At 59.5% G+C, this 25701-nt stretch carries 24 protein-coding genes; all 24 read left to right on the top strand.

Annotation, left to right across the window (positions count from 1 at the left end; translation table 11 throughout):
• Window positions 1-17: 17 nt before the first annotated feature.
• The gene (locus AACY31_RS14230) at window positions 18-2951 is read left to right on the top strand and encodes a TIGR00180 family glycosyltransferase (RefSeq protein ID WP_339504626.1); all 2934 of its coding nucleotides are present in this window, start codon (window positions 18-20) and stop codon (window positions 2949-2951) included.
• Window positions 2952-3180: 229 nt separating this feature from the next.
• Entirely contained in the window at window positions 3181-4107 is a 927-nt protein-coding gene (locus AACY31_RS14225; RefSeq protein WP_018611808.1) for a ketoacyl-ACP synthase III, read from the top strand.
• Window positions 4108-4190: 83 nt separating this feature from the next.
• Window positions 4191-5483 (top strand): motility associated factor glycosyltransferase family protein, encoded by a 1293-nt coding sequence (locus tag AACY31_RS14220; RefSeq protein ID WP_339504623.1) that lies wholly within the window; start codon window positions 4191-4193, stop codon window positions 5481-5483.
• Complete coding sequence (locus AACY31_RS14215; protein WP_204127041.1) at window positions 5480-5749, top strand: hypothetical protein; 270 nt, start codon at window positions 5480-5482, stop codon at window positions 5747-5749. The genes AACY31_RS14220 and AACY31_RS14215 overlap by 4 nt, the downstream gene beginning before the upstream one ends.
• 253 nt (window positions 5750-6002) lie before the next feature.
• Window positions 6003-6854 carry a flagellin domain-containing protein gene (locus AACY31_RS14210; RefSeq protein ID WP_204127040.1) on the top strand — a complete coding sequence of 284 codons (852 nt, stop codon included), beginning with the start codon at window positions 6003-6005 and terminating at the stop codon, window positions 6852-6854.
• A 72-nt stretch (window positions 6855-6926) separates the two neighbouring features.
• Window positions 6927-7292, top strand: coding sequence for a flagellar protein FlaG (locus AACY31_RS14205; RefSeq protein ID WP_204127039.1), 366 nt, complete (start codon window positions 6927-6929; stop codon window positions 7290-7292).
• An 82-nt stretch (window positions 7293-7374) separates the two neighbouring features.
• A complete protein-coding gene (gene fliD, locus AACY31_RS14200; protein ID WP_339504619.1) occupies window positions 7375-8811 on the top strand; it encodes a flagellar filament capping protein FliD in 1437 nt (478 codons plus the stop codon).
• 131 nt (window positions 8812-8942) lie between these two features.
• A complete protein-coding gene (fliS, locus tag AACY31_RS14195; protein WP_339480377.1) occupies window positions 8943-9338 on the top strand; it encodes a flagellar export chaperone FliS in 396 nt (131 codons plus the stop codon).
• Between the two features lie 11 nt (window positions 9339-9349).
• Window positions 9350-9646, top strand: coding sequence for a flagellar protein FliT (locus AACY31_RS14190; protein ID WP_339480374.1), 297 nt, complete (start codon window positions 9350-9352; stop codon window positions 9644-9646).
• Between the two features lie 170 nt (window positions 9647-9816).
• Window positions 9817-11292 carry a sigma-54 dependent transcriptional regulator gene (locus AACY31_RS14185; RefSeq protein WP_003199076.1) on the top strand — a complete coding sequence of 492 codons (1476 nt, stop codon included), beginning with the start codon at window positions 9817-9819 and terminating at the stop codon, window positions 11290-11292.
• A 110-nt stretch (window positions 11293-11402) separates the two neighbouring features.
• On the top strand, window positions 11403-12611 hold the full coding sequence (locus tag AACY31_RS14180) for a sensor histidine kinase (RefSeq protein WP_445261543.1): 1209 nt from the start codon (window positions 11403-11405) through the stop codon (window positions 12609-12611).
• Between the two features lie 5 nt (window positions 12612-12616).
• Entirely contained in the window at window positions 12617-14011 is a 1395-nt protein-coding gene (locus tag AACY31_RS14175; RefSeq protein WP_339480370.1) for a sigma-54-dependent transcriptional regulator, read from the top strand.
• A 216-nt stretch (window positions 14012-14227) separates the two neighbouring features.
• The gene (gene fliE, locus AACY31_RS14170; RefSeq protein ID WP_339480369.1) at window positions 14228-14554 is read left to right on the top strand and encodes a flagellar hook-basal body complex protein FliE; all 327 of its coding nucleotides are present in this window, start codon (window positions 14228-14230) and stop codon (window positions 14552-14554) included.
• 15 nt (window positions 14555-14569) lie between these two features.
• Window positions 14570-16354, top strand: a complete 1785-nt coding sequence (gene fliF / locus AACY31_RS14165; RefSeq protein WP_339480367.1) for a flagellar basal-body MS-ring/collar protein FliF — start codon at window positions 14570-14572, stop codon at window positions 16352-16354.
• Window positions 16347-17366, top strand: coding sequence for a flagellar motor switch protein FliG (gene fliG, locus AACY31_RS14160; protein WP_003199086.1), 1020 nt, complete (start codon window positions 16347-16349; stop codon window positions 17364-17366). Before fliF ends, fliG begins: the two co-directional genes overlap by 8 nt.
• A gap of 7 nt (window positions 17367-17373) precedes the next feature.
• Window positions 17374-18231 carry a flagellar assembly protein FliH gene (gene fliH, locus AACY31_RS14155; protein ID WP_339480365.1) on the top strand — a complete coding sequence of 286 codons (858 nt, stop codon included), beginning with the start codon at window positions 17374-17376 and terminating at the stop codon, window positions 18229-18231.
• Window positions 18221-19579, top strand: coding sequence for a flagellar protein export ATPase FliI (gene fliI, locus AACY31_RS14150; RefSeq protein WP_339504618.1), 1359 nt, complete (start codon window positions 18221-18223; stop codon window positions 19577-19579). The genes fliH and fliI overlap by 11 nt, the downstream gene beginning before the upstream one ends.
• Before the next feature lie 6 nt (window positions 19580-19585).
• On the top strand, window positions 19586-20035 hold the full coding sequence (gene fliJ / locus AACY31_RS14145; protein WP_339480362.1) for a flagellar export protein FliJ: 450 nt from the start codon (window positions 19586-19588) through the stop codon (window positions 20033-20035).
• Between the two features lie 102 nt (window positions 20036-20137).
• A complete protein-coding gene (locus AACY31_RS14140) occupies window positions 20138-20443 on the top strand; it encodes an STAS domain-containing protein (protein ID WP_339504616.1) in 306 nt (101 codons plus the stop codon).
• Window positions 20444-20448: 5 nt separating this feature from the next.
• Entirely contained in the window at window positions 20449-22155 is a 1707-nt protein-coding gene (locus AACY31_RS14135) for a fused response regulator/phosphatase (protein WP_339480359.1), read from the top strand.
• A 31-nt stretch (window positions 22156-22186) separates the two neighbouring features.
• Window positions 22187-22531, top strand: a complete 345-nt coding sequence (locus AACY31_RS14130) for an Hpt domain-containing protein (protein WP_339480356.1) — start codon at window positions 22187-22189, stop codon at window positions 22529-22531.
• Between the two features lie 88 nt (window positions 22532-22619).
• The gene (locus AACY31_RS14125; protein WP_339480354.1) at window positions 22620-23984 is read left to right on the top strand and encodes a flagellar hook-length control protein FliK; all 1365 of its coding nucleotides are present in this window, start codon (window positions 22620-22622) and stop codon (window positions 23982-23984) included.
• Window positions 23985-24218: 234 nt separating this feature from the next.
• Complete coding sequence (fliL, locus tag AACY31_RS14120) at window positions 24219-24722, top strand: flagellar basal body-associated protein FliL (RefSeq protein ID WP_339480353.1); 504 nt, start codon at window positions 24219-24221, stop codon at window positions 24720-24722.
• A 9-nt stretch (window positions 24723-24731) separates the two neighbouring features.
• A complete protein-coding gene (fliM, locus tag AACY31_RS14115; RefSeq protein WP_003184019.1) occupies window positions 24732-25700 on the top strand; it encodes a flagellar motor switch protein FliM in 969 nt (322 codons plus the stop codon).
• Window position 25701: the final 1 nt, after the last annotated feature.

Here is a 25701-nt window from a genome sequence, read left to right as displayed (position 1 = left end):
TTGTGGGGACAGGAAATATGCAGGTTCGAAACAATATTCAAAACAACGTGGCACCGCTGAGCGAGCGGTTCACGGTGGTGGTGATCTCCCACAACCGCAGCGCATTCCTGCGGCGTACATTGCATTACTACAGCAGCTATCCGTGTTCGGTGCTGGTGCTTGATTCGTCGGTTGAGCGCGATGAGCAAATCGCCCGGGATTTTCCCTCGGTCGATTACCGACACTTGCCTCAGTTCACCTACAAGGGACTGCAGGACAAACTGGTGTATGGCGTCAATCAGGTCACGACGCCGTACATGGTGTTTGCCGCCGATGACGATTTCCTGCTGCACGATGCGTTGACCGAATCGGTGGAGTTTCTCGAGGCCAACCCCGACTATGGCCTGTGCCATGGCTACGGGATCATGTATCTGTCCTGCGCGACTGAAGTGAATTACTTCCGTCGCGATCGCAAGGTGCATGAGGATTACAACAGCGAGCTGGCCGAAGACCGGGTCATCCGCTTCATGGACCAGTTCCTGCCGCCATTTTATGCCGTGACCCGCACTGATCTGCTGCAACAGTGGTATGGCCTGTTGCCGCCGGGCACCAGTTTCGAATGGCAGGAGATCGGCCACACCTTTTATCTGCTGGCCTGCGCCAAGGCGCGGATCCTGCCGATTCCATTCGCCGTTCGTGAACTCAACTACGGCGGTTCGGAACACAACACCAACGTGTTGACCGTGCTCAGCTACAAGGACGCAAAAAGCGTTGCCGAGCGTGAGCAATTCGCCGAGTTCCTGGCGTCCCTTCCAACACCGCTGCGCGAGCAGGCTCCGGGGCGGGTCAAACAGATTGCCCTGGACAGCTTCGCGGCCATGGCTGACTGCTTGCTGCAGGGGCGCTCACTCAAAGGCACCCAGATCATTCGTTCGGCCTGGTTGGAGGCGGGTGGCGAGCCGGTTCGTTCGTTTGGCCCGCAACAATTTGTCGAGATGCCTTTTTACAACCAGCGTGTATTCGATCTCCTGACCGAGTTTGAATTCCTGTTGCACGCCATGCCGGCCGGTCGCCTGCAGCTTCAGCAGTTGGAAGGTATTTTGCTGCGCCAGCATGAACTGATGCGCGTGCACCCTAATGACAACGAGCGCACGGTGCGCAGTCGTTTATGGGAGGCCCAAGGCCTGTATGCGTTCAACCGTACCGTGGTCAAGCGCTTGGCCGAATCGTTGAAGAGCAGCGATGAGCCTGAGGAGGCGGTGAAGTTGCAAGCCTGGGCCGAGCGACTGGACGCGCTACCGGGTCAGCAGGATCGCCGGTTGCTGGAAAACATGCACTCCGGTCGTCTGTTGAACTGGCTTGAGGCACGTAATCCAGATGCACAGCAGCTCAAGTCCATCGCGGCTCACCTGGCTGAGCATCAAGGTGGACCGCGATTCGGCATCCTCTTGCTGGATCTGGACGCTGACATGTTCAAGCTGCAGGCCACCTTCGACAGCCTGGTCAACGGCCACTGCAAGGCGTTCAATGTGGTGGTATTCACCACCGGCGCCTTACCAGCGACCACCTCGGTACATGACACCGTGCACTTCGTCAAAGTCAGCACGACTAATTATGTCGAGCGCATCAACCAGATCATCGAGCAGTTCGCCGCCGACTGGATGGTGCTGGTCGAGGCCGGTGACCAGTTCACCCAAAACGGCCTGCTGCGCGCCAGCCTCGAATTGATCGGTGCCGAAGGTGTGCGCGCCGTGGCCATGGATGAAATCCAGCGCAAGGCTGACGGCAGCCTCACCGACGTGTTCCGTCCGGGCGTCAACCTCGATCTGCTGCAATCGGTGCCCTCGTTGATGGCGCGTCACTGGCTGATTCGTCGTGATGTGCTGGCCCAGGCTCGCGGCTTTACCGCTGAATACACTCAGGCCCTGGAGCTGGATCTGTTGTTGCGCCTGATTGAAGACGCAGGGTTGGCCGGCCTGGCGCACCTGGCCGAGCCATTGTTGATCTGCAACGCCCCGGTCCAGGAAGAAAACCTCCAGGAGCGTCAGGTCCTGACACGTCACCTGGCTGCCCGAGGGTATCGCGCCCAAGTCACCTCGGCACAGCCGCTGACGTACCAGATCGACTACCAGCACGCCGAACGGTCCTTGGTATCGATCATTCTCGAAAGTCGGGACAACTTTGAACAAGTCCAGCAGGCGCTGGTCAGCGTGCTGCAGCGCACGCGTTACCATCGTCATGAAATTCTGATCGCGGACAATCATAGCCAGTCCGAAGCGTTGGCTCAGTGGCTCGACAGTCTTGAAGGGAAGGGTGATCGGATCCGCATCCTGCGCAGCGACCGGCGCCTCAGCGCTTCGGCCCTGAACAACTGGGCGAGCGCCGAGGCCAAGGGCGAATACCTGGTACTGTTGTCTGCCGAGGCCCAAGTGATCAATGCCAACTGGCTCGATAGCCTGCTCAACCAAGCCCAGCGACCAGAAGTGGGGATCGTCGGCAGCAAACAGATGAATATTCGTGGTATCACCACCCAGGCTGGCTTGGTGCTCAAGCCCGACGGGCAGGTGGCCTCGGTGTTCGTTGGCGAGCGCAAGGATGCCAAGGGCTATCTCAACGGCCATCAGTCGGAACAGAACTACTCTGCGGTGTCCGGCGCTTGCCTGATGATCCGCAAGGATCTGTTCGAAGCCGTGGGAGGCCTGGACGAGGCACATTTCGCCGACGCCTTCGCGGATGTCGACCTGTGCTTGAAAGCGGCGGATGCGGGGTATCTCACGGTCTGGACGCCTCAGGCCCAAATGCTGCACGCCGGCACATTCGCCGACGCGCCCCAGACGGCAGGCGCCTTGCGCGATAAATGGCAGGCGCGCTTCGAACACGACGCTGCTCGTAACCCCAACCTGGCCTTGACCGACACTGGCTTTGCGCTGGGCGAGGCCTCGGCGGTGGATTGGGCGCGGTTGCTTCCATAGGCCTGCTTGCTCCTGCTGTTGCCGATATGGCCTTTTCAAAAAAGGCTTTATCGGCAAAATAGCGTGACCTGCGAGTCATAACGCGCATCTTCACTGTATTGTATTGACCGGGAAGATGGCGCCTGGCCCTTATCAGGCCCAGTGATAGCCCTTTACACTTCCCGTTTGTCGGCGCCCCTCGATTCCTTGCGAGCGGTGGTATTGGGCTGTTTTTGATTGGGAAGCCGTAATGATTGGCATAAAAAGCATTGCGAGCTACGTTCCTGTAGCCGGCGTGGACAATTACGCACAAGGTGCGAAGTTTGAAAAGGATGAAGAGTTCATCCTGGGCAAGATCGGTTCGGCCTTCTTGCCACGCAAGGATGACGGGCAGGAAACCTCGGACCTGTGTGTCGAAGCGGTCAATGCGCTGTTTGCCAACAATCCCGGCCTGAAACGCGAATCCATCGACGTGCTGATCGTTGTCACCCAGAACGGCGATGAAGAAGGCTTGCCGCACACGGCGGCTATCGTCCAGGACAAACTCGGCTTGCCGACCACCGTGGCGGCGTTCGACATCTCCCTGGGGTGTTCGGGTTATGTCTATGGCATCTACGCCATCAAGGGCTTCATGGAGGCCGCTGGCCTGAAGAATGGCCTGTTGGTGACGGCCGATCCGTATTCGAAAATCGTCGACCCGGAAGACCGCAACACCACGATGCTGTTTGGCGACGCCGCCACCGCCACCTGGATGGGTGAAGATGCGCCGTGGCAACTGGGCAAGGCCAAGTTCGGCACCGACGGTTCCGGCGCGCCCCACCTGAAGGTCAGCGACGGCGTGTTCTTCATGAACGGCCGCCAGGTGTTCAACTTCGCTTTGCTCAAGGTGCCAGCCCATCTGCATGAGTTGCTCGCCGATTCCGATCTGCAAGCCAGCGACATTGATGCGTTTTGCATTCACCAGGGCAGTGCGGCGATTGTCGATGCCGTGGCACGGCGTTTCGAGGGCGAGCCGGAGAAGTTCATCAAGGATATGGTCGAGACCGGGAACACCGTGTCGTCGAGCATTCCGTTATTGCTGGAAAAGCACGTGCTCGATTCCGATTGGAAACGCGTGGCCTTGAGTGGTTTCGGCGTAGGGCTGTCCTGGGGCTCGGCGATCATCTATCGCCCGTGAGCCACTAAAACCCGGGCACAAAAATAGCGTCCAAGGTGTAACCTTGAACGCTATTTTTTTGCCTGATCGAAAAGCGAGGCGCCATGAGCGAGTTTTTTCAGCGCAATCTCCAGGTGATCGAGCAACGTTGGCCGGCGCTGGCTGATCGGCTGCTGCTGGAGGATGCGGGTGCGTTGCAGGCAGATCTGGTCGAGGGGCTTGGATCGACCTTGAGCATCAATGGGATTCAGTTGACCAGCCGCCATGACCGCCTCGCCGAGGCCCACCTGCAAGCCGCCAGCCTACCGCCGGACGCCGCGGTCGTGCATGTCTATGGCACCGGCTTGGGGGATCTGCAAAATCATATGCTGGAGCGGACAGGGGTTGAACGTCTGTACGTGCATATCCTCAATGGCTCAGTGTTTGCCTTGGTGTTGCAGTTGCTGGATCAATCGCCATGGCTTGCCGACTCGCGGGTCGAATTGCGCTATGCAGGCGATTTGGCGGAAATCCAGCTGCCGTTTTTTGCATTGCCCGCCGAGTTGGTGCTGGCCGATGATTTCAATGCAAAAATTCGCGATCGGCTGATCAGTGAAATTCATCTGGCATTCAACAACCGGGAATTCGACCCACGGAGCCCGGAGATTATCGAGCGTCTGCAATCCACCTTCGGTCTCGTGCAAAGGGATCGTGATGTCGCCGAGCTGTTTGGCACTCTCAATGGGCGCGAAGTTTTTGTCATCGCCACCGGGCCGAGCCTCGAACAACACTTCGAGCGGTTGCACGGTCTGAATGACCGCGCCGAGCGGCCGTTATTGATGTGTGTCGATACAGCCTACCGGCCGTTGATCAACCACGGCATTCGGCCGGATGTCGTGGTCAGCATTGATCAGCGTATTTCTATACGCCACCTTCCGCCCGAAGACACCAGCGACATTGCACTGGTTTACCTGCCGATGGCTGATCCATCAGTGATTGAAGCTTGGCAGGGGCGGCGTTATGTCGGTTATTCCGCCAGTCCTGTCTATCATCAAATGCGCCAGCAACTGCACCGGGGCGAACTGTATGTGGGCGGGAGCGTGATTCATCCGGCCGTGGACCTGGCCGTCAGGATGGGAGCGGCGCAAGTCACCTTGTTTGGAGCCGATTTCGCTTTTCCCCATGACAAGACCCATGCGGGTTGGGGCGACGGTGACCTGGGGCCACCGCTGGACGCATCCAGACACTGGGTGCTGGATGGCCATGGCCAGCGGGTCAAGACCCAACTCAACTTCCGCAGCTATCTGTGTGAGCTGGAGCGTTTTATCGCCGGGCATCCGCAGGTGCGCTTTTATAACAGCAGTCGCGACGGGGCAATGATCGTGGGCGCAGTTTTTCATCCGGAGTTTGTGCGATGAGCGGCCTTGAGGTTGTAGTCGAAGACGCGCGCGGGTGTGCTCGGCTGTTTCGTCTTGGCCGCGATGTCGAGGCGGGGCTGGCGATGATTGCAGTGATTGAGGCGGCGCAGCCTTTTGTCGAGCGGATGCCAGGCGATGTCCAGTCATCGTGGGGCGGCTTGCTGGGTTTGATGTTCAACGATCAACAGACACAGAACTGGCTCTCGCTGGCGGACTATCTTGAGTACGAGCTGGTTGACCTATTGACCGCTGGTCAGGCGGTTTAAGTCTTTTCTCCCCTCAGCTAGGGCCGCTGCTTGGTTGAATGGTGGCTCCGGCATTTCCCTGGCGTCATTTTTTACCTTCTGGGCGTTGCCAAGTCCTTGATTTACGAGGGGTGGCACCCTGATGGCAAATTTTTTGAAAAAACCGCTAAAGCAAGTTCCGATTACGACGATAACTATTACGAAGGTTCTCTAGGCCACACCCGGCGGTTGCCAGGGCCGGAAGCCGCAGTACCCAACCAACGAGGAATTCGTCATGGCTTTAACAGTAAACACCAACGTCACATCGTTGAACGTTCAGAAGAACCTGAACCGGGCTTCCGATGCTCTCTCCACTTCGATGACCCGTCTGTCTTCCGGCCTGAAAATCAACAGCGCCAAAGATGACGCCGCCGGCCTGCAGATCGCTACCCGTATGACTTCGCAAATCCGCGGTCAGACTGTTGCAATCAAGAACGCCAACGACGGTATCTCCATCGCCCAGACCGCTGAAGGCGCTCTGCAGGAATCCACCAACATCCTGCAGCGTATGCGTGAACTGGCTGTCCAGGCTCGAAACGACTCCAACGGTACTGCTGACCGTGAAGCGCTGAACAAAGAATTTGCTCAGATGTCGGACGAACTGACCCGTATCGCCGAGTCGACCAACCTGAACGGCAAGAACCTGATCGACGGTTCCGCTGGCACCATGACCTTCCAGGTAGGCTCCAACACCGGCGCTACCAACCAGATCACTTTGACTCTGGACAGTGGCTTCGACGCTGCAACCTTGAGCGTAGACTCTGCGGCCATCGCCATCACCGGTAGCGACAGCACCACTGCTGAAGCAAGTACCTCTGCTGCAATCGACGCAATCGACGCAGCTCTGGCAACCATCAACGCCAGCCGTGCTGACCTCGGTGCTGCACAAAACCGTCTGACCAGCACCATCTCCAACCTGCAGAACGTCAACGAAAACGCCGCCGCTGCACTGGGTCGCGTACAAGACACCGACTTCGCTGCTGAAACTGCCCAGCTGACCAAGCAGCAGACTCTGCAACAGGCTTCCACTTCGGTTCTGGCCCAGGCCAACCAACTGCCATCCGCTGTACTGAAGCTGCTTCAGTAATAGCCGGATGAGTTTTAGCGGGGGAGTGCGCTTGCGTACTCTCTCGCTTTTTCCGTTCAAGAGGTGATGGACATGGATATGAGCGTGAAGCTGAACTTGTCTTATCCAGCTGCGAAGCCGGCGACGACATTTGCCGACAAACCAGTGGAGAAGCCTCGAGCCGATGCTGCCGCCGTGGTACCGGTCAAGGATGAGCCAAAAGACGCTGTGGCCGAACAAGAGAAACTGAAGAGGGCGGTTCAGGAAATTGAAACCTTCGTTCAGTCGGTCAAGCGCAACCTGGAGTTCTCAATCGATGAGCCTTCAGGCAAAGTAGTTGTCAAAGTGATTGCCAGTGGTTCCGGTGAAGTGATTCGCCAGATCCCTAATGAAGAAGTGCTTAAACTGGCGAACAGTTTGAATGATGCAAGCAGCCTGTTGTTCAGCGCGCAAGCCTGACTGCTGGCACGAATTTTGTTGTTAAGTTCTTTTGGGCGTTGTAATGGTCAAAAGGCCGGCGACACACTGAAGGGAGTTCCACATGGCAAGTCCAATTCTACCTGGCTTGGGTCTAGGCTCTGGCCTTGATACCGGTGCGATCGTCAAGGCATTGGTGGATTCTGACAAAGCAGCCAAGCAAGGTCAGATTGACCGTGCCACCAAGACCAATACGGCCAATATTTCGGGGATCGGCACCCTGAAATCGCTGCTGGCTACCTTCCAGTCTGCGCTTGAAAGCCTGGGCAGCACGACCACCCCTCAATTTACCGGCGTTGCAGCCACTTCGGCCAATACCAGTGCGTTGACGGTGACGGCCGGAAATTCGGCAGTTAGTGGTATTTACTCAGTAGACGTTACTCAGCTGGCGACCTCCTCGAAAGTTGCGACGGCTGCTTTCGCAGGTGGCGCTTCCAGTGCGGTGGAGACCGGTACGCTGACCATTAGTCAGGGAGGCACGGACTACACCCTTGATATCCCTGCTGATTCGACGCTGCAATCGGTTCGGGATGCTATCAATAGTAAATACTCCTCCAGTGGTCTGACCGCCAACATCGTGACTGATAGCTTCGGTTCGCGTCTTGTGGTGGGGTCGACTAAGACCGGGGCGGGTAACGATATTTCCCTCAGTGGCGTTGCCAGCCTTGCAGCTGACGGCTCCGTAGCGATGGCTTCACCACCCACTGCGAATTCTTCAGGTTCGCTGGGGTTTGCCAAGGACGCCATTTTCAGTGTTGACGGCTTGGAAATGACCAGTCCGACCAACAAGCTGGATAATGTGGTCTCCGGCTTGAGTATGACGTTGCTTGTTGCCGACACCGGCCCAACGACCGTCACCGTAGCCGCTAACACCGATGGCCTGAAAGCCTCGATCCAGAAATTTGTCGATGCTTATAACGCCATCGCGAAGGCCGTGACTTCCCTGACCAAGCCATCGACAGATGCCGAAGGTAACTCGGTTCCGGCAGCATTGACGGGCGACTCATTGCCTCGCTCGCTTTTGGCGGCCATTCGCGCGCCTTTGTCCGAAACCGGTGCTGGCGATAAGCTGACCGTGTTGTCTCAGTTGGGGATCACGACCAACCAGACGACTGGCGCCCTGGATTTTGACAGTACAAAGTTCGCAACTGCCGTGAACGAAAAACAGTTGGGTGGAGAAATCCAGACCCTGTTCACTGGGGAGAATGGCCTGATCGAGCGCATGCAGAATGCACTCAATCCCTACACGGAGACCAGTCAGAAGGATTCCAATGGGAAGGCCGTCGATAACATCCTTACGACGCGATCCAAGAACCTGGAAATTCTCAAGGCGAGGCTGAGTGAAGACCAGTTGGCCCTCGATCGCCGGGTCGAAACGCTGACCGCCGTACTGACCAAAAAGTACAACGACATGGACACCCTAGTCGGCAGGCTGAAAGCCACCGCCAGCAACATCACCTCCATGTTCGAAGCGATGACGGCACAACAGAAAAACAGCTGATTTTCGACCGATGCAAAGAGCCCGGCAATGTTTTGACAGCATTCCGGGCTTTCGGCTTTTCGCCCTAAAGTTTTTTGACGCAGCGTCGATACGCTGTTTATACGAACTGAAGTTTTTTGATGAGGTAGAACATGAATCCGATGTTAGCCCTTCGCCAATACCAGAAGATTGGCGCCCAGGCGCAAACCTCCGAGGCAAGTCCCCATCGTCTGGTGCAGATGCTGATGGAGGGCGGGCTGGATCGCATTGCCCAGGCCAAGGGCGCGATGGAGCGTAAGGATATTGCCAACAAAGGCGTACTGATCAGCAAGGCCATCGGCATCGTCGGTGGTTTGCGTGAAGGCTTGGACCTGGAAAACCAGGCCGAGTCGGTAACCGAGCTGGATAACCTCTATACCTACATGATGAAGCGCCTGGCCGAAGCCAACGCCAAGACTGATCCGAAGATCCTCGACGAAGTCGCCGATCTGCTTGGCACGGTCAAGGAAGGCTGGGATGCCATCGCCGCACCTGGTCCGCAATTCTAAGGAGTGCTCTCATGAGTCTTGTCCTGCAGCGAATCGAACAAACCCGTAATGCCCTGGTCGATGCCCTGGCCGAGCGTAATTGGGAGGCAATCGGCCAGTTGGACCTGGCCTGCCGCTCCTGCATGGAAGACGTCCTGAGCGAGTCAGAGGCGGACGAGGCGGCGTTGCGCATTAATCTTGAGGGGTTGCTGGGGGTGTATCGGCAATTGCTGGAGGCGGCGACAGGAGAGCGTCAGGCGATCGTCGACGAGATGCAGCAGATCCATCAAGCACAGAACGCTGCAAAGGTTTACCATCTGTTCGGTTAATGCTCAGTTAATCCGAGCCTGTTGCGCCATAAATTTGACTGTGCACGGTTTTTTGACTTAACTAGTAGCTGTTTACAGATTTAAGGCGTCTACAGGCATGACAAGTCTGCAAGCGTCTAGCTTGCCCCCTAAATTTCGGGCATTGGGTTGACTAGGGAAGTTGTTATTGCATGTGGCGTGAAACCAAAATTCTCCTGATCGATGACGATAGCGTCCGCCGCCGCGACCTGGCGGTGATCTTAAATTTTCTTGGCGAAGAAAATTTACCCTGCGGAAGCCATGACTGGCAGCAGGCCGTCGGCTCTTTGTCGTCCAGTCGCGAGGTCATTTGTGTTCTGATCGGGACCGTGAATGCCCCTGCAACGCTTTTGGGCTTGCTAAAGACACTCTCCACCTGGGATGAGTTCCTTCCGGTTTTGTTGATGGGCGAAAATTCCTCCCTAGACTTGCCCGAAGACCAGCGCCGCCGAGTACTTTCCACGCTCGAAATGCCGCCCAGCTACAGCAAGCTGCTTGATTCGCTGCATCGCGCGCAGGTTTATCGCGAGATGTACGACCAGGCCCGTGAGCGCGGCAGGCATCGCGAACCCAACCTTTTCCGCAGTCTTGTCGGCACCAGCCGGGCGATCCAGCACGTGCGCCAGATGATGCAGCAGGTTGCCGATACTGACGCCAGCGTACTCATCCTGGGCGAGTCGGGCACCGGCAAGGAGGTGGTGGCGCGCAATCTGCATTATCACTCCAAGCGCCGCGAAGCGCCGTTCGTGCCAGTCAACTGTGGCGCGATCCCGGCCGAGTTGTTGGAGAGCGAGCTGTTTGGCCATGAGAAGGGCGCCTTTACCGGCGCGATCACCAGTCGCGCCGGGCGTTTCGAGCTGGCCAATGGCGGCACGCTGTTTCTCGACGAAATCGGCGACATGCCGCTGCCGATGCAGGTCAAGCTGCTGCGGGTCCTGCAGGAGCGCACCTTCGAACGCGTGGGCAGCAACAAGACCCAGAGCGTCGATGTGCGAATCATTGCCGCCACGCACAAGAACCTCGAGAGCATGATCGAGGTTGGCAGTTTCCGCGAAGACCTCTATTACCGCCTCAACGTTTTCCCAATTGAAATGGCGCCACTGCGCGAGCGCGTCGAAGACATTCCGTTGTTGATGAACGAACTGATCTCGCGCATGGAGCATGAAAAGCGCGGTTCGATCCGCTTCAACTCGGCGGCGATCATGTCCCTGTGTCGCCATGGCTGGCCGGGCAACGTCCGTGAGCTGGCCAACCTGGTGGAGCGCATGGCGATCATGCACCCGTACGGGGTGATCGGCGTGAATGAATTGCCGAAGAAATTCCGCTACGTCGACGACGAAGACGAGCAAATGGTCGACAGCTTGCGCAGCGATCTGGAGGAGCGGGTGGCAATCAACGGTCACACGCCGGATTTCACCGCCAATGCCTTGTTGCCACCGGAAGGCCTGGATCTCAAGGATTACCTGGGAGGCCTGGAGCAGGGGCTGATCCAGCAGGCACTGGACGATGCCAACGGTATCGTGGCCCGCGCGGCAGAACGCCTGCGCATCCGTCGCACCACCCTGGTGGAGAAGATGCGCAAGTACGGCATGAGTCGTCGCGAAGGAGATGAACAGGCGGATGATTGACGCCTGTTTTCCAACCGCCTGATTTTCAGGCGGTTTTTTTTCGGCACGGGTATTGCTATAGCCCTCGCAACGTTCCGTTTAACTGACGGTCAGCCAAGCGAGAGAGCACGATGACCCAAGTCGCCCAGATGTCGCCTGTCCCCGAGCCGGGACACATGCCGTCCGCCGAGCAGGCAAGTCGGCTTGGACTTGAGCAGGCATTTTCGCTGTTCAACCAGATGTCCAATCAACTGACTGATTCCTACAGCCTGCTCGAAGCTCGGGTCACCGAGCTCAAGGGTGAGCTGGCCGTGGTCAGCGCCCAGCGCATGCAGGAGCTGGCGGAAAAGGAACGCCTGGCTAACCGTCTGCAAAATCTCCTCGACCTGTTGCCCGGTGGCGTTATCGTCATCGACGCCCACGGCCGTGTGCGCGAAGCCAACCCGGCGGCTTGCGAGTTGCTCGGCCTGCCGTTGGAAGGCGAGCTGTGGCGGCATGTCATCGCCCGCTGCTTTTCGCCTCGTGAAGACGATGGTCATGAGGTGTCCCTCAAGGATGGCCGGCGCCTGTCCATCTCGACGCGCTCGCTGGATGCCGAGCCGGGGCAGTTGGTGCTGCTCAATGACTTGACTGAAACCCGTCACCTGCAAGACCAACTGGCTCGCCATGAGCGCCTGTCTTCCCTGGGGCGGATGGTGGCGTCGTTGGCCCATCAGATTCGTACGCCGCTTTCTGCCGCGCTGCTCTATGCCAGTCATCTGACTGAACAGCAATTGCCGATGGAAACCCAGCAGCGGTTCGCCGGACGCTTGAAAGAGCGTTTGCACGAACTGGAGCACCAGGTGCGCGACATGCTGGTATTTGCTCGCGGCGAGCTGCCGTTGACCGACCGTGTCACCCCCAAGGCATTGCTGCAATCACTGCAGGCCGCGGCATTGACTCATGTACAGGCACTGCCGATCCGCTGGCAGTGCGACAGCCATGTAGGTGAAGTGTTGTGTAACCGCGACACTTTGGTGGGGGCGGTGTTGAACCTCATCGAAAACGCGATCCAGGCCAGCGGCGGCGACGTCCGGCTGAAAGTGCACTTATATACACGCGAGAACACCTTGCGCCTGTGTGTCAGCGACAACGGCAGTGGTATCGAACCGGTCGTGCTGGCGCGCTTGGGCGAGCCATTTTTCACCACCAAGACCACTGGCACCGGCTTGGGTCTGACCGTGGTCAAGGCTGTGGCGCGTGCCCATCAGGGAGAATTGCAACTGCGCTCGCGGCTGGGCCGTGGCACCTGTGCGACGGTGTGCTTGCCGCTGTTTTCCAATGCGCCGGGGGTGGAGTGAAAGCAATGGCGATCAAGGTGTTACTGGTTGAGGATGATCGGGCCCTGCGCGAGGCGCTGGCCGATACGCTGATGCTGGCCGGGCACGACTACACTGACGTCGGCTCGGCGGAGGAAGCGCTGCTGGCGGTGGGCCGCGAAGCATTCAGCCTGGTGGTCAGTGACGTCAATATGCCGGGCATGGACGGCCATCAATTGCTCGGCCTGTTGCGCGCCCGTCAGCCGCAACTGCCGGTGCTGTTGATGACCGCTCACGGCGCCGTCGAGCGAGCGGTGGATGCCATGCGCCAGGGCGCAGCGGATTACCTGGTCAAGCCGTTCGAGCCAAAGGCGCTGCTGGACCTGGTCGCGCGTCATGCCTTGGGCAGTCTCGCGGTCGAGGGCGAAGGCCCGGTGGCCATCGAGCCGGCCAGTGCGCAACTGCTGGAATTGGCCGCGCGGGTGGCACGCAGCGATTCAACCGTGTTGATTTCCGGCGAGTCGGGGACGGGTAAGGAAGTGCTGGCGCGCTATATCCATCAACAATCCCGGCGTGCCAGCGAGCCGTTCATTGCCATCAATTGCGCGGCGATTCCCGACAACATGCTCGAGGCGACACTGTTCGGTCACGAAAAAGGCTCGTTCACGGGGGCCATCGCGGCCCAGGCCGGTAAGTTCGAGCAGGCCGACGGCGGCACGATCCTGCTCGATGAGATTTCCGAAATGCCGATGGGCTTGCAGGCCAAGTTGCTGCGGGTATTGCAGGAGCGGGAAGTGGAGCGGGTCGGTGCGCGCAAGCCCATTAGCCTGGACATCCGCGTGGTGGCAACCACCAACCGCGACCTGGCCGGCGAAGTGGCGGCGGGACGCTTTCGTGAGGATCTCTATTATCGCCTGTCGGTCTTCCCGCTGGCCTGGTGTCCGTTGCGCGAGCGCACTGCCGACATCCTGCCGTTGGCCGAGCGTCTGCTGAACAAGCACGTCAATAAAATGAAGCATGCGGCTGCCCGGCTTTCAGCCGACGCCCGGGCCTGCCTGATCGCCTACCCGTGGCCGGGCAATGTCCGAGAGCTCGATAACGCCATCCAGCGGGCCTTGATCCTGCAGCAGGGCGGCTTGATCCAGCCGGAGGATTTCTGCCTGGCGGGCCCTGTGGCCTGCGCGCCATTACCTGCACTGTCGCCGGTACCCGCAGCGGCCTTTGCGCCCCCGGTGGAAGTGGAGGGCGAGTCGGTCGGCGCCTTGGGAGATGACCTGCGTCGTCGCGAGTTCCAGATGATCATCGACACCCTGCGTGCCGAACGCGGTCGTCGCAAGGAGGCGGCAGAACGCCTGGGGATCAGCCCCCGGACCCTGCGCTACAAGCTGGCGCAAATGCGCGACGCTGGCATGGACGTCGAGGCTTGCCTGTTCGCCAGTTGAGTAGTATTCGCCGAATATTCTCTTGCGGGGGCGGGCTTGCTCGCGAAAGCAATTTGTCAGTCACCGTTGCATTGACTGAACCACCGCCTTCGCGAGCAGACCTGCTCCCACATGCATTTGTTTCCTGCGACCATGGAGCTGGCACCCTTGTTGCTAATACCCGAATACCCGCTGCGTAAGTGTCAAAAAAATGCGGGCCGCCAGAGAGAGTAGACCATGAGCCAAGGTGTTGAATTTAATCGGTTGATGTTGGACATGCGGGCCATGCAAATGGACGCCATGGCCCAGCCTAAATCGGTCGCGGTCCCCCAAGTGGGTGGCAGCAGCTTTTCCGACATGCTCGGTCAGGCCGTCAATAAAGTAAACGATACCCAGCAGGCGTCGAACCAGTTGGCCAGTGCTTTCGAGATTGGCAAAAGTGGCGTCGACCTGACGGACGTAATGATCTCCTCGCAGAAAGCCAGTGTCTCGTTTCAGGCGTTGACCCAGGTTCGTAACAAACTGGTTCAAGCCTACCAAGACATCATGCAGATGCCGGTTTAAGGAAATTATTGAGTCATGGCAGAAGCAGCCGTTGATAACGTTCCGGCCAAGGCCACTCCGGTAGACGGCAAACCGCCGTTGTTCGGTCTGTCCTTCCTGGAAAATCTCTCCGAGATGACCATGCTGCGTCAGGTAGGCCTGTTGGTCGGCCTGGCGGCCAGCGTGGCGATTGGTTTTGCCGTGGTGCTGTGGTCCCAGCAACCGGACTACCGTCCATTGTATGGCAGCCTGGCGGGCATGGACGCCAAGCAAGTCATGGAAACCCTGGCTTCCGCCGACATTTCTTACACCGTCGAACCCAGCTCCGGGGCGTTGTTGGTCAAGGCCGATGACGTTGCCCGTGCGCGCCTCAAGCTTGCTGCGGCTGGCGTGACGCCTACCGATGGCAACATCGGTTTCGAGATCCTCGACAAGGACCAAGGCCTGGGTACCAGCCAGTTCATGGAAGCGACCCGTTATCGTCGCGGCCTGGAAGGTGAGCTGGCGCGGACCATTTCCAGTCTGAACAACGTCAAGGGCGCCCGCGTGCACCTGGCGATTCCGAAAAGCTCGGTGTTCGTCCGTGATGAGCGCAAGCCTAGCGCTTCGGTATTGGTCGAGTTGTATTCGGGCCGCTCCCTGGAGCCAGGCCAGGTCGTTGCCATCGTCAATCTGGTGGCGACCAGCGTACCTGAGCTGAGCAAATCGCAGATCACGGTGGTCGACCAGAAGGGCAACCTGTTGTCCGATCTGGCGGAAAACTCTGAACTGACCATGGCCGGCAAGCAATTCGATTACAGCCGTCGCATGGAAGGCATGCTGACCCAGCGGGTGCACAACATCCTGCAACCGATCCTGGGTAACGATCGCTATAAGGCCGAAGTGTCTGCCGATGTCGACTTCAGTGCCGTCGAGTCCACTTCCGAGCAGTTCAACCCCGACCAACCGGCGCTACGCAGCGAGCAGTCGGTCAACGAACAACGTACCGCCAGCAATGGCCCGCAAGGCGTACCAGGTGCCCTGAGCAACCAGCCGCCGTCGCCAGCCAGCGCGCCGCAAACAACCGGGGGCGCCGCGGCGGCGGCCGGCATGGTGCAGCCAGGCCAGCCGCTGATCGATGCAAATGGCCAGCAGATCATGGACCCGGCCACCGGCCAGCCGATGCTGGCGCCGTACCCGGCCGACAAGCGTCAACAGTCGACCAAGAACTTCGAGCTTGACCGTTCCATCAGCCACACCAAGCAGCAGCAGGGTCGTTTGAATCGGCTGTCGGTCGCCGTGGTGGTGGACGATCAGGTCAAGATCAACCCGGCCAACGGCGAAACCAGTCGTGCGCCATGGACTGCCGACGAATTGGCGCGTTTTACTCGCCTGGTGCAGGACGCTGTCGGTTTCGACGCCAGCCGCGGCGACAGCGTCAGCGTGATCAACGTACCGTTCTCCCAGGAACGCGGTGAAGTGGTCGCCGATATTCCGTTTTATTCGCAACCCTGGTTCTGGGATGTGGTCAAGCAAGTATTGGGTGTGCTGTTCATCCTGGTACTAGTGTTTGGCGTGCTGCGTCCGGTGCTCAACAACATCACTGGCGGCGGCAAGAGCAAGCAGTTGGCAGGTTTTGGTGATGTCGAGTTGGGAGGCATGGGCGGCCTGGATGGCGAATTGGCCAACGATCGCGTCAGCCTCGGCGGGCCGCAGAGCATTCTGCTGCCAAGCCCGAGCGAAGGCTATGACGCTCAGTTGAACGCCATCAAGAGTCTGGTGGCAGAAGATCCGGGTCGTGTGGCCCAGGTCGTGAAAGAGTGGATTAACGCAGATGAGTGATAATCGAGCCGCTGTTGCCAAATTGTCCCGGGTCGACAAAGCCGCGATCCTGCTGCTGTCCCTGGGTTCGACCGACGCTGCCCAGGTGCTGCGCCACATGGGCCCCAAAGAGGTCCAGCGTGTGGGCGTGGCCATGGCACAAATGGGCAACGTGCACCGTGAGCAGGTCGAGCAGGTGATGAGTGAGTTCGTCGACATCGTCGGCGATCAGACCAGCCTGGGCGTCGGTTCCGACGACTATGTGCGCAAGATGCTCACCCAGGCACTGGGTGAGGACAAGGCCAACGGCCTGATCGACCGGATCCTGTTGGGCGGCAACACCAGCGGCCTGGACAGCCTCAAGTGGATGGAGCCGCGGGCGGTTGCCGACGTGATCCGTTACGAGCACCCGCAGATCCAGGCGATCGTGGTGGCTTACCTCGACCCGGACCAGGCCGGTGAAGTGCTGGGCAACTTCGACCATAAGGTGCGCCTGGACATCATCCTGCGGGTGTCGTCACTCAACACCGTGCAGCCGGCGGCCCTGAAAGAATTGAACCAGATTCTCGAGAAACAGTTCTCGGGCAACTCCAATGCCTCGCGCACCACCTTGGGTGGCATCAAGCGCGCGGCGGACATCATGAACTTCCTCGACAGTTCGATCGAAGGTCAGTTGATGGACTCGATCCGCGAGTTCGACGAAGACCTGTCCGGTCAGATCGAAGACCTCATGTTCGTGTTCAACAACCTGTCCGATGTCGACGATCGTGGCATCCAGGCGCTGTTGCGCGAAGTGTCGTCCGACGTACTGGTGCTGGCGCTCAAGGGGTCGGACGAAGGCGTCAAGGAAAAGATCTTCAAGAACATGTCCAAACGGGCGGCCGAACTGTTGCGCGACGATCTCGAGGCCAAGGGCCCGGTACGCGTCAGCGACGTGGAAACCGCACAGAAGGAAATCCTCACCATCGCCCGCCGCATGGCCGAAGCCGGGGAGATCGTTCTCGGTGGCAAGGGCGGCGAAGAGATGATTTAAGGTCGTTATGTCTGCCAAGAGTGATGAAGCACCCAGCGACCTGATCCGCGCCCGGGACGTCGGTGGTTTCGACGTCTGGTCGCTGCCCAGCTTCGACCCCCATGTTCCCGAGCCTGAGCCGGAACCGGTGGAAGAGTTGCCGGAGCCGGAGGAAGTGCCGCTGGAAGAAGTCCAGCCACTGACCCTCGAGGAAGTCGAGAGCATTCGCCAGGAAGCCTACAACGAAGGCTTTGCCGTGGGTGAGAAGGAAGGCTTCCACAGCACCACGCTCAAGGTCCGCCAGGAAGCCGACGTGGCGCTGACGGCCAAGCTCCGTGCATTGGAATCGCTGATGCTCAACCTGTTCGACCCTATTGCCGAGCAGGACACCCAGATCGAGAAAGCCCTGGTGGGGCTGGTGCAACACATTGCCCGGCAAGTGATCCAGCGCGAACTGGCCATCGATTCGACTCAGATCGAACACGTCATGCGCGAAGCGCTCAAGTTGTTGCCATTGGGCGTGGGTAACGTGCGGCTGTACATCAATCCCCAGGACTTCGAGCTGGTCAAAGCCCTGCGCGAACGCCATGAAGAAACCTGGCGCATCGTCGAGGACGCTTCGCTGCTGCCTGGCGGCTGCCGTGTGGAAACCGAACACAGCCGCATCGACGCAACCGTTGAAACCCGCATCAGCCAGATCATGGCCAAATTGTTCGACCAGTTGCACGAACAGGCCCTGCACCCGGCCGCTCCCGACCTGAGCCTGGAGTTGCCGGACGAGCCCCTGGTGGCTGCTGATGCAGCGCCGGCCGATGCGGGGTTGAATGCTGGGTTGCAGATGCCTGAATTGGACGCTTCTGCACTGGACAGCCGCGATGCGCCTTGAGCGAACCAGTTTCGGCAAGCGCCTGGGCAGCTACGCCGAGGCCAGCGAGCTGGCCGGCCAACCGATCCTGGAAGGCCGCCTGCTGCGCATGGTCGGCCTGACCCTCGAAGCCGAGGGCCTACGTGCCGCCATGGGCAGCCGCTGCATGGTGATCAACGACGACAGCTATCACCCGGTGCAAGTCGAAGCCGAAGTGATGGGCTTCTCCGGCAGCAAGGTCTTCTTGATGCCAGTGGGCAGCGTCGCTGGCATCGCCCCGGGTGCGCGCGTGGTGCCCCTGGCCGACAACGGCCGCCTGCCCATGGGTATGAGCATGCTCGGGCGGGTGTTGGACGGGGCCGGACGCGCCCTGGACGGCAAAGGCGGCATGAAGGCTGAAGACTGGGTGCCGATGGACGGGCCGACGATCAACCCCCTCAAGCGCGACCCCATCAGCGTACCGCTGGACGTGGGTATCCGCTGCATCAACGGTTTATTGACGGTCGGACGCGGCCAGCGCCTGGGCCTGTTTGCCGGTACCGGGGTGGGCAAGAGTGTGCTGCTGGGCATGATGACCCGCTTCACCGAAGCCGACATCATCGTGGTGGGATTGATCGGCGAGCGGGGTCGTGAGGTGAAGGAGTTCATCGAGCACATTCTCGGCGAGGAAGGGCTCAAGCGTTCGGTGGTGGTGGCTTCGCCAGCGGACGATGCGCCATTGATGCGCCTGCGGGCAGCCATGTACTGCACACGCATTGCCGAATACTTCCGCGACAAGGGCAAGAACGTCCTGTTGCTTATGGATTCGCTGACCCGTTTCGCCCAGGCCCAGCGGGAAATCGCCCTGGCCATCGGCGAGCCGCCGGCCACCAAGGGTTATCCGCCTTCGGTATTCGCCAAGCTGCCGAAACTGGTGGAGCGCGCCGGCAATGCGGAAAAGGGCGGTGGTTCGATCACCGCGTTCTATACCGTGCTGTCCGAAGGCGACGACCAACAGGACCCCATCGCCGACTCGGCCCGGGGCGTACTCGACGGCCACATCGTGCTGTCCAGACGCTTGGCCGAAGAAGGGCATTACCCAGCCATCGACATCGAGGCGTCCATCAGTCGGGTCATGCCGTCGGTGATCAGTGTCGAACACATGAAGCGCGCCCAGCAGTTCAAGCAGTACTGGTCGCGCTACCAGCAAAGTCGCGACCTGATCAGCGTCGGCGCCTATGTTCCCGGCGGTGACCGCGAGACCGACACTGCCATCAGTCTTTACCCGGCCATGGCCGTTTACCTGCGCCAGAGCCTGAACGACAATATCGGCATGGGGGCCAGTGAAGCGCACTTGCAGACGCTTTTCGCCCCGGTCTCAGGCACGTAACTGGCCATGGCCACGAGTCGTGCGGCACGCCTGGCGCCAGTGGTGGAGATGGCCGAAAAGGCCGAGAAGACTGCCGTCCAGCGACTGGCGTATTTCCAGGGCCAGGTCAAAGTCGCCGAAAGTAAACTGGCCGATCTCGAAAACTTTCGGCTCGAATACCAGGAGCAGTGGATTGCCCGTGGTGCCCACGGGGTTTCCGGGCAGTGGTTGTTGGGTTACCAGGGATTTCTCGCGCAGTTGGGTACCGCTATCGACCAGCAGCGCCAGAGCCTGGTCTGGCACCAGAACAACCTGGAGAAGGCCCGCCAGAGCTGGCAAGAGGCATTTGCCCGGGTCGAAGGGCTGCGCAAACTGGTGCAGCGTTATATTGATGAGGCACGGCAACTGGAAGACAGGCGCGAACAGAAACTGCTCGATGAATTGTCCCAACGCCTGCCACGTCAGAATCCCTATTAATGTGAAGCCTGGATTTTTTCGGATGAATGAGGCAAACCCTTGCTCAGACCTTTACCAGATGCTACACCTTGTACACGTATGTCCATGACAAGGAAGCCGAGCATGTCAGTTGTTACCGAAGTATCCCCCGATGGGCATAAGCTGACGATCTCGATCAAAGGTCGATTTGATTTCGGACGGCATCAGGAGTTTCGCCAGTCCTATGAACAGCTCAACAAGAAACCTGACTCCATCGTGGTGGATTTGAAAGACGCCACTTATCTCGATAGTTCCGCCTTGGGCATGCTCCTGCTGTTGCGGGACCATGCCGGTGGCGACGCGTCAGATATCCGGGTCATCAACAGCAACAATGACGTCAAGAAAATCCTCGCGATCTCCAATTTCGACAAGCTGTTCGACATCAGTTGATCGCCATGCAATCGTCGTCGGAGTCGCTGACGGTCCTGATTGCCGAAGACAGTGCCGCTGATCGACTGCTGTTGTCGACCATCGTCCGTCGCCAGGGGCATCATGTGCTCACTGCGGCCGATGGCGCTGAAGCGGTCGAGGTCTATCTGGAGCAGCGTCCGCACCTGGTGCTGATGGACGCAATGATGCCGGTGATGGACGGCTTCGAAGCCGCGCAGAAAATCAAGCAGTTGGCCGGGGACCAGTTGGTCCCGATCATTTTCCTCACCTCGTTGACTGAAGGCGAAGCCTTGGCCCGTTGCGTGGAGGCGGGCGGTGACGATTTCCTGGCCAAACCCTACAACCAAGTGATCCTGGCGGCCAAGATCAAGGCCATGGACCGCTTGCGTCGGTTGCAGGCCACGGTGGTGGAGCAGCGCGACCAGATTGCCCGGCACCATGACTACTTGCTCAACGAGCAACGGGTCGCCAAGGCTGTGTTCGACAAGATCGCCCACTCCGGCTGCCTGAGCTCGCCGAACATCCGTTACTTTCAATCGCCTTATGCCTTGTTCAACGGCGACCTGCTGTTGGCCGCGTTCAATCCGGCCGGCGACATGCACGTCCTGCTGGGGGATTTCACCGGCCACGGTTTGCCGGCGGCGGTCGGCGCGATGCCGCTGGCAGAAGTGTTCTACGGGATGACCGCCAAGGGCTATGGCCTGGCGCAAATCCTGCGAGAGATGAATGCCAAGCTCAAACGCATCCTGCCCGTGGACATGTTCTGTTGCGCGACGTTGTTATGCCTGAGCTTCCAGCGCTGCACGGTAGAGATCTGGAACGGCGGCATGCCCGATGGATACCTGCATGACAGCCTCAGTGGCGTGCGTACGCCATTGCTGGCGCGGCACTTGCCGTTGGGCGTGCTCACTCCTCAATTATTCGATGACCGCACCGAAGTGCATGCCATGTCGTTGGGTGATCGGGTGTTCCTGTTGTCCGATGGCGTGATCGATACCGCCGACGAAGACGAGCAACTGTTCGGTGTGGAGCGGTTGCAACAGGTGTTCGCCGCCAACCTTGAACCTGACCTATTGTTTGAAGATATCCAGCAGGCCCTGCGAGATTTTCGTGGTGAGTCGCGGGATGACTTCAGCATGGTCGAGTTGCGACTGGTCGCACCGACGCAACTCAACCCGCCGCCACCGGTCTATTCCGATAGCGGCCAGTCCAGCCCGCTGGATTGGTCGGTGAGTTTCGAGTTCCGGGCACAAACGCTCAAGCGCTTCAACCCGATGCCCTACTTGCTGCAATTGCTGCTTGAGGTCCATGGGCTCAGGACGCAGAGTGGCGCCCTTTACAGCGTCATGTCGGAGCTGTATTCCAATGCCCTGGATCATGGGGTGCTGGGGCTCGACTCCAGCCTCAAGCGTGACGCGGCGGGTTTTGCCCGCTATTACAGGGCGCGCAATGCGCGCCTGGATGAGCTGAGCGACGGCTACGTGCGGGTTCACTTGCATGTCTCGCCAAGCGGCGAGGGTGGTCGCTTGGCCATAGAGGTCGAGGACAGTGGTGAGGGCTTTGATGTCGCCAGGGTGCTGGCGCGTCCTGTGGACGCTGATCGGTTGTCGGGGCGCGGCGTGAGCCTGGTACGCCAGTTGAGCCACCAAGCCAGTTGGTCAGACGATGGTCGTAGTGCGCGTGTGGAGTTTTTCTGGGAGGCTCCGGCATAATCGGGGCCATTCTTGATCAGGGAGCGAACAAGTGAACGAGATTCATCTGGACCGCGACGTGCTCAGCACGTTGAAGGAAGTCATGGAAGAGGGGTATCTGGAGTTGCTGGATACGTTTCTCAACGACTCCGAGGCTCGCCTGCGCGTGCTGCATGAGGCACGGGACGCTGAAAAACTGAGCGCCACGGCCCACAGCTTCAAGGGCAGCAGCAGCAACATGGGCGCCATCCGCCTGGCCGAACTGTGCGGCGAACTGGAGCAGCGTGCCAAGCAACCGTCATTGGGCGGTATTGAGCAACTGGTCAGCGAAATCGACTGCGAATTTGCCCATGTTCGCAAGCTTTGCAGGGAAGAGCGTGAAGGCTTCCACTGCTGAAATTTGACGGCCGGGTAGACGTTGGCCCGTGCCTTGCATTGCCTAGTCTCGACTGTACCTATGATTCCAGTGCAGCGGAGACCTTTTTATGCCCGTTACCCCCAATACACTGCTTCAGGCCTCTGCCCAGGCCAAGCCCCAGGTCGCCGTCAATTCACCGGCAGCGGCCCCGGATTTCGGGGATAGAGCCTCCAGCTTCGCTCAAGTCTTCGCCAGGCAGGCGCCTGCCAAAACGTCGGCAGCCCCTGAGCCAACGGTGAAATCGGTGCGCGACAAGACCGCCGACAACACCGTCAAAAAAGACGCCGGCAACGAAACCCCTGCCGCCCCGGAGCCGGCGGTTGCCGATAGCGGCAAACCCTTGCCCGCGAACAAACCGGCCAGCGCCGACGACAAGGCTGCCAGTGACGACCCGGCGGAAACGACTGTGGCGGAGGCTGCACCTGTCGATCCGAGTCTTGATCCAGGGCTGCTGCCGGACATGACGGCGGCGCCGATCGCGATAGCCGCGTCGGAGCCTGCGCCTGTGGTCGCGACTGAGGCTCCGCCAGCCACTGCGTTGGCGGCCCCCGTTGCATCGCTGGCGACGCCGGCCCAGGCTGCGGCCCCGGTGGACGATCCGGCCTTTGACCCTCAAACTGACCCACTCGACGCATTGCCAGCGTTGCGCTTGGCGATGGAGCAGGGCGGTCATGTTTCCGCCACCAGCCAAGCCCAGCCCAAGAGTGCTGCCCCGGCGTCGCCCGACGGTGAACCGACTTCGGCGCAGACCTTTGCCGCCGGCATGGCGAGCATGCTCAGCGTGCAAGCCGATCAGAACAGTACCGAGTCCGGCAGCCAGGGTGGTGACAAGGCATTCGGTGGCTTGATCAGCGAAGGTCTCAAGGATCTGGGTGCTGCCTCCAGTGACACGCGCGTGGACGATTTCGCCAATCGCCTGGCTGCACTGACCCAAGCCGCCACGCCCAAGACCGCCAACGCGGTGCCGGTCAACCAACCTATCGCGATGAATCAGAGCGGTTGGACCGAAGAGGTGGTCAACCGGGTGATGTACCTGTCTAGCGTCAATCTGAAGGCGGCCGACATCCAGTTGCAACCCGCCGAACTCGGACGCCTGGATATCCGGGTGAGCATGGTTCCGGACCAGCAGACGCAGGTCACGTTCATGAGTGCCCACTCCGGCGTTCGCGAAGCCCTCGAAGGCCAGTTGCATCGCTTGCGGGACGGTTTCGCCCAGCAGGGCATGGGCCAGGTCGACGTCAGCGTATCCGATCAATCCCGTGGTTCGCAGAATCAGGAGCAGCAGGCCCAACAACAAGCTCAGGCCGGGCGCACCACGTCGTCTGGTGGGCGAGTGGACTCGGTGGATGAAAGCTCGCCGGCCAGCCTCGCGGAAGTGACGGCCAGTACCACCAGCGTCATCGGCACCAGCGCGGTCGACTACTACGCCTGATCCAGCGACGTTTTCCCCCTGTGGGAGCGAGCTTGCTCGCGATAGCGGTTTGTCAGTCACCATTTGCTGGGATTGATCCACCGCTATCGCGAGCAAGCTCGCTCCCACATTGGTTTTATGGGGGATTGGAGATCGCATCTGCCCATCATCCTTAGTACCGACACTTCTGGCATAACACTTGCTCCAGCCTTGCCGTGCAACAGTGAAAACCCCGATTAGTGACGGATTATTGGCATGGCGAAGAGTGAAGCAGCAGCTGTAAAAGACCCTGCAACCAAAGGCAAACTCAAGCTGATCATCATGATCGTGGTGGGTTTTCTCCTGGCGGTCGGTGTGTCCGTGGGCGCGACCTGGTATTTCATGCACGGCGCTCAAAGCAAGCCGGCAGTCGCGGCCGAAGCCGCGCCAGTGGGCAAGCAACCGGCGATTTTCGAACCGATGGCGCCAGCCTTCGTGGCCAACTACACCCAGAACGGTCGTCAACGCTACATGCAGGTGAGCATTACCCTGTTGGGTCGCAACCAGGCTGACCTGGAGGCGCTGCGGGCACATATGCCCCTGATCCGCAATAACCTGGTGATGCTGTTTTCCGGACAGAGTTTCGACACCCTGGCCACTCCGGTCGGCCAGGAAATGCTGCGTCAAAAAGCCACGGCCAGCGTGCAGGAAGTGGCTCAGAAAGAGCTCGGCAAAGTGGTGATCGAACAGTTGCTCTTCACTAACTTCGTATTGCAGTAGGAACACGACATGGCCGTGCAGGACCTGCTGTCCCAGGACGAAATCGATGCGCTGTTGCATGGTGTCGACGACGGTCTGGTGCAGACCGAAAACGCTGCTGAACCGGGCAGCGTCAAAAGCTACGACCTGACCAGCCAAGATCGCATCGTTCGCGGACGCATGCCGACCCTGGAAATGATCAACGAACGTTTCGCCCGCTACACCCGCATCAGCATGTTCAACATGTTGCGCCGCTCGGCCGATGTGGCCGTTGGTGGCGTGCAGGTGATGAAGTTTGGTGAGTACGTGCACTCGCTGTACGTGCCCACCAGCCTCAACCTGGTGAAGATCAAGCCGTTGCGCGGCACCGCGTTGTTCATTCTTGATGCCAAGTTGGTGTTCAAGCTGGTGGACAACTTCTTCGGTGGCGACGGTCGTCACGCCAAGATCGAAGGTCGTGAATTCACCCCGACCGAGCTGCGGGTAGTGCGGATGGTGCTGGAGCAGGCCTTCGTCGACTTGAAGGAAGCCTGGCAGGCGATCATGGAAGTGAACTTCGAGTACATCAACTCGGAAGTGAACCCGGCCATGGCCAACATCGTCGGTCCGAGCGAAGCCATCGTGGTCTCGACTTTCCACATCGAACTCGATGGTGGTGGCGGTGACCTGCACGTGACCATGCCGTACTCGATGATCGAGCCGGTGCGCGAAATGCTCGACGCCGGTTTCCAGTCAGACCTCGACGACCAGGACGAGCGCTGGATCAACGCTTTGCGCCAGGACGTGCTGGATGTCGACGTACCGATCGGCGCGACAGTTGCTCGGCGTCAACTGCGTCTGCGGGACATCCTGCACATGCAGCCGGGGGACATCATCCCCGTCGAGATGCCGGAAGACATGATCATGCGCGCCAATGGCGTGCCGGCCTTCAAGGTCAAGATGGGCTCTCACAAAGGCAACCTGGCGTTGCAGGTGATCGAGCCGATCGAACGCCGCTGAG

It is taken from the genome of Pseudomonas sp. RL_105y_Pfl2_101 (assembly GCF_963970585.1).
Classification (GTDB): Bacteria; Pseudomonadota; Gammaproteobacteria; order Pseudomonadales; family Pseudomonadaceae; genus Aquipseudomonas.
The sequence above is the reverse complement of the archived record's forward strand: the minus strand, read 5'-3'. Positions and strand labels throughout refer to the sequence as shown.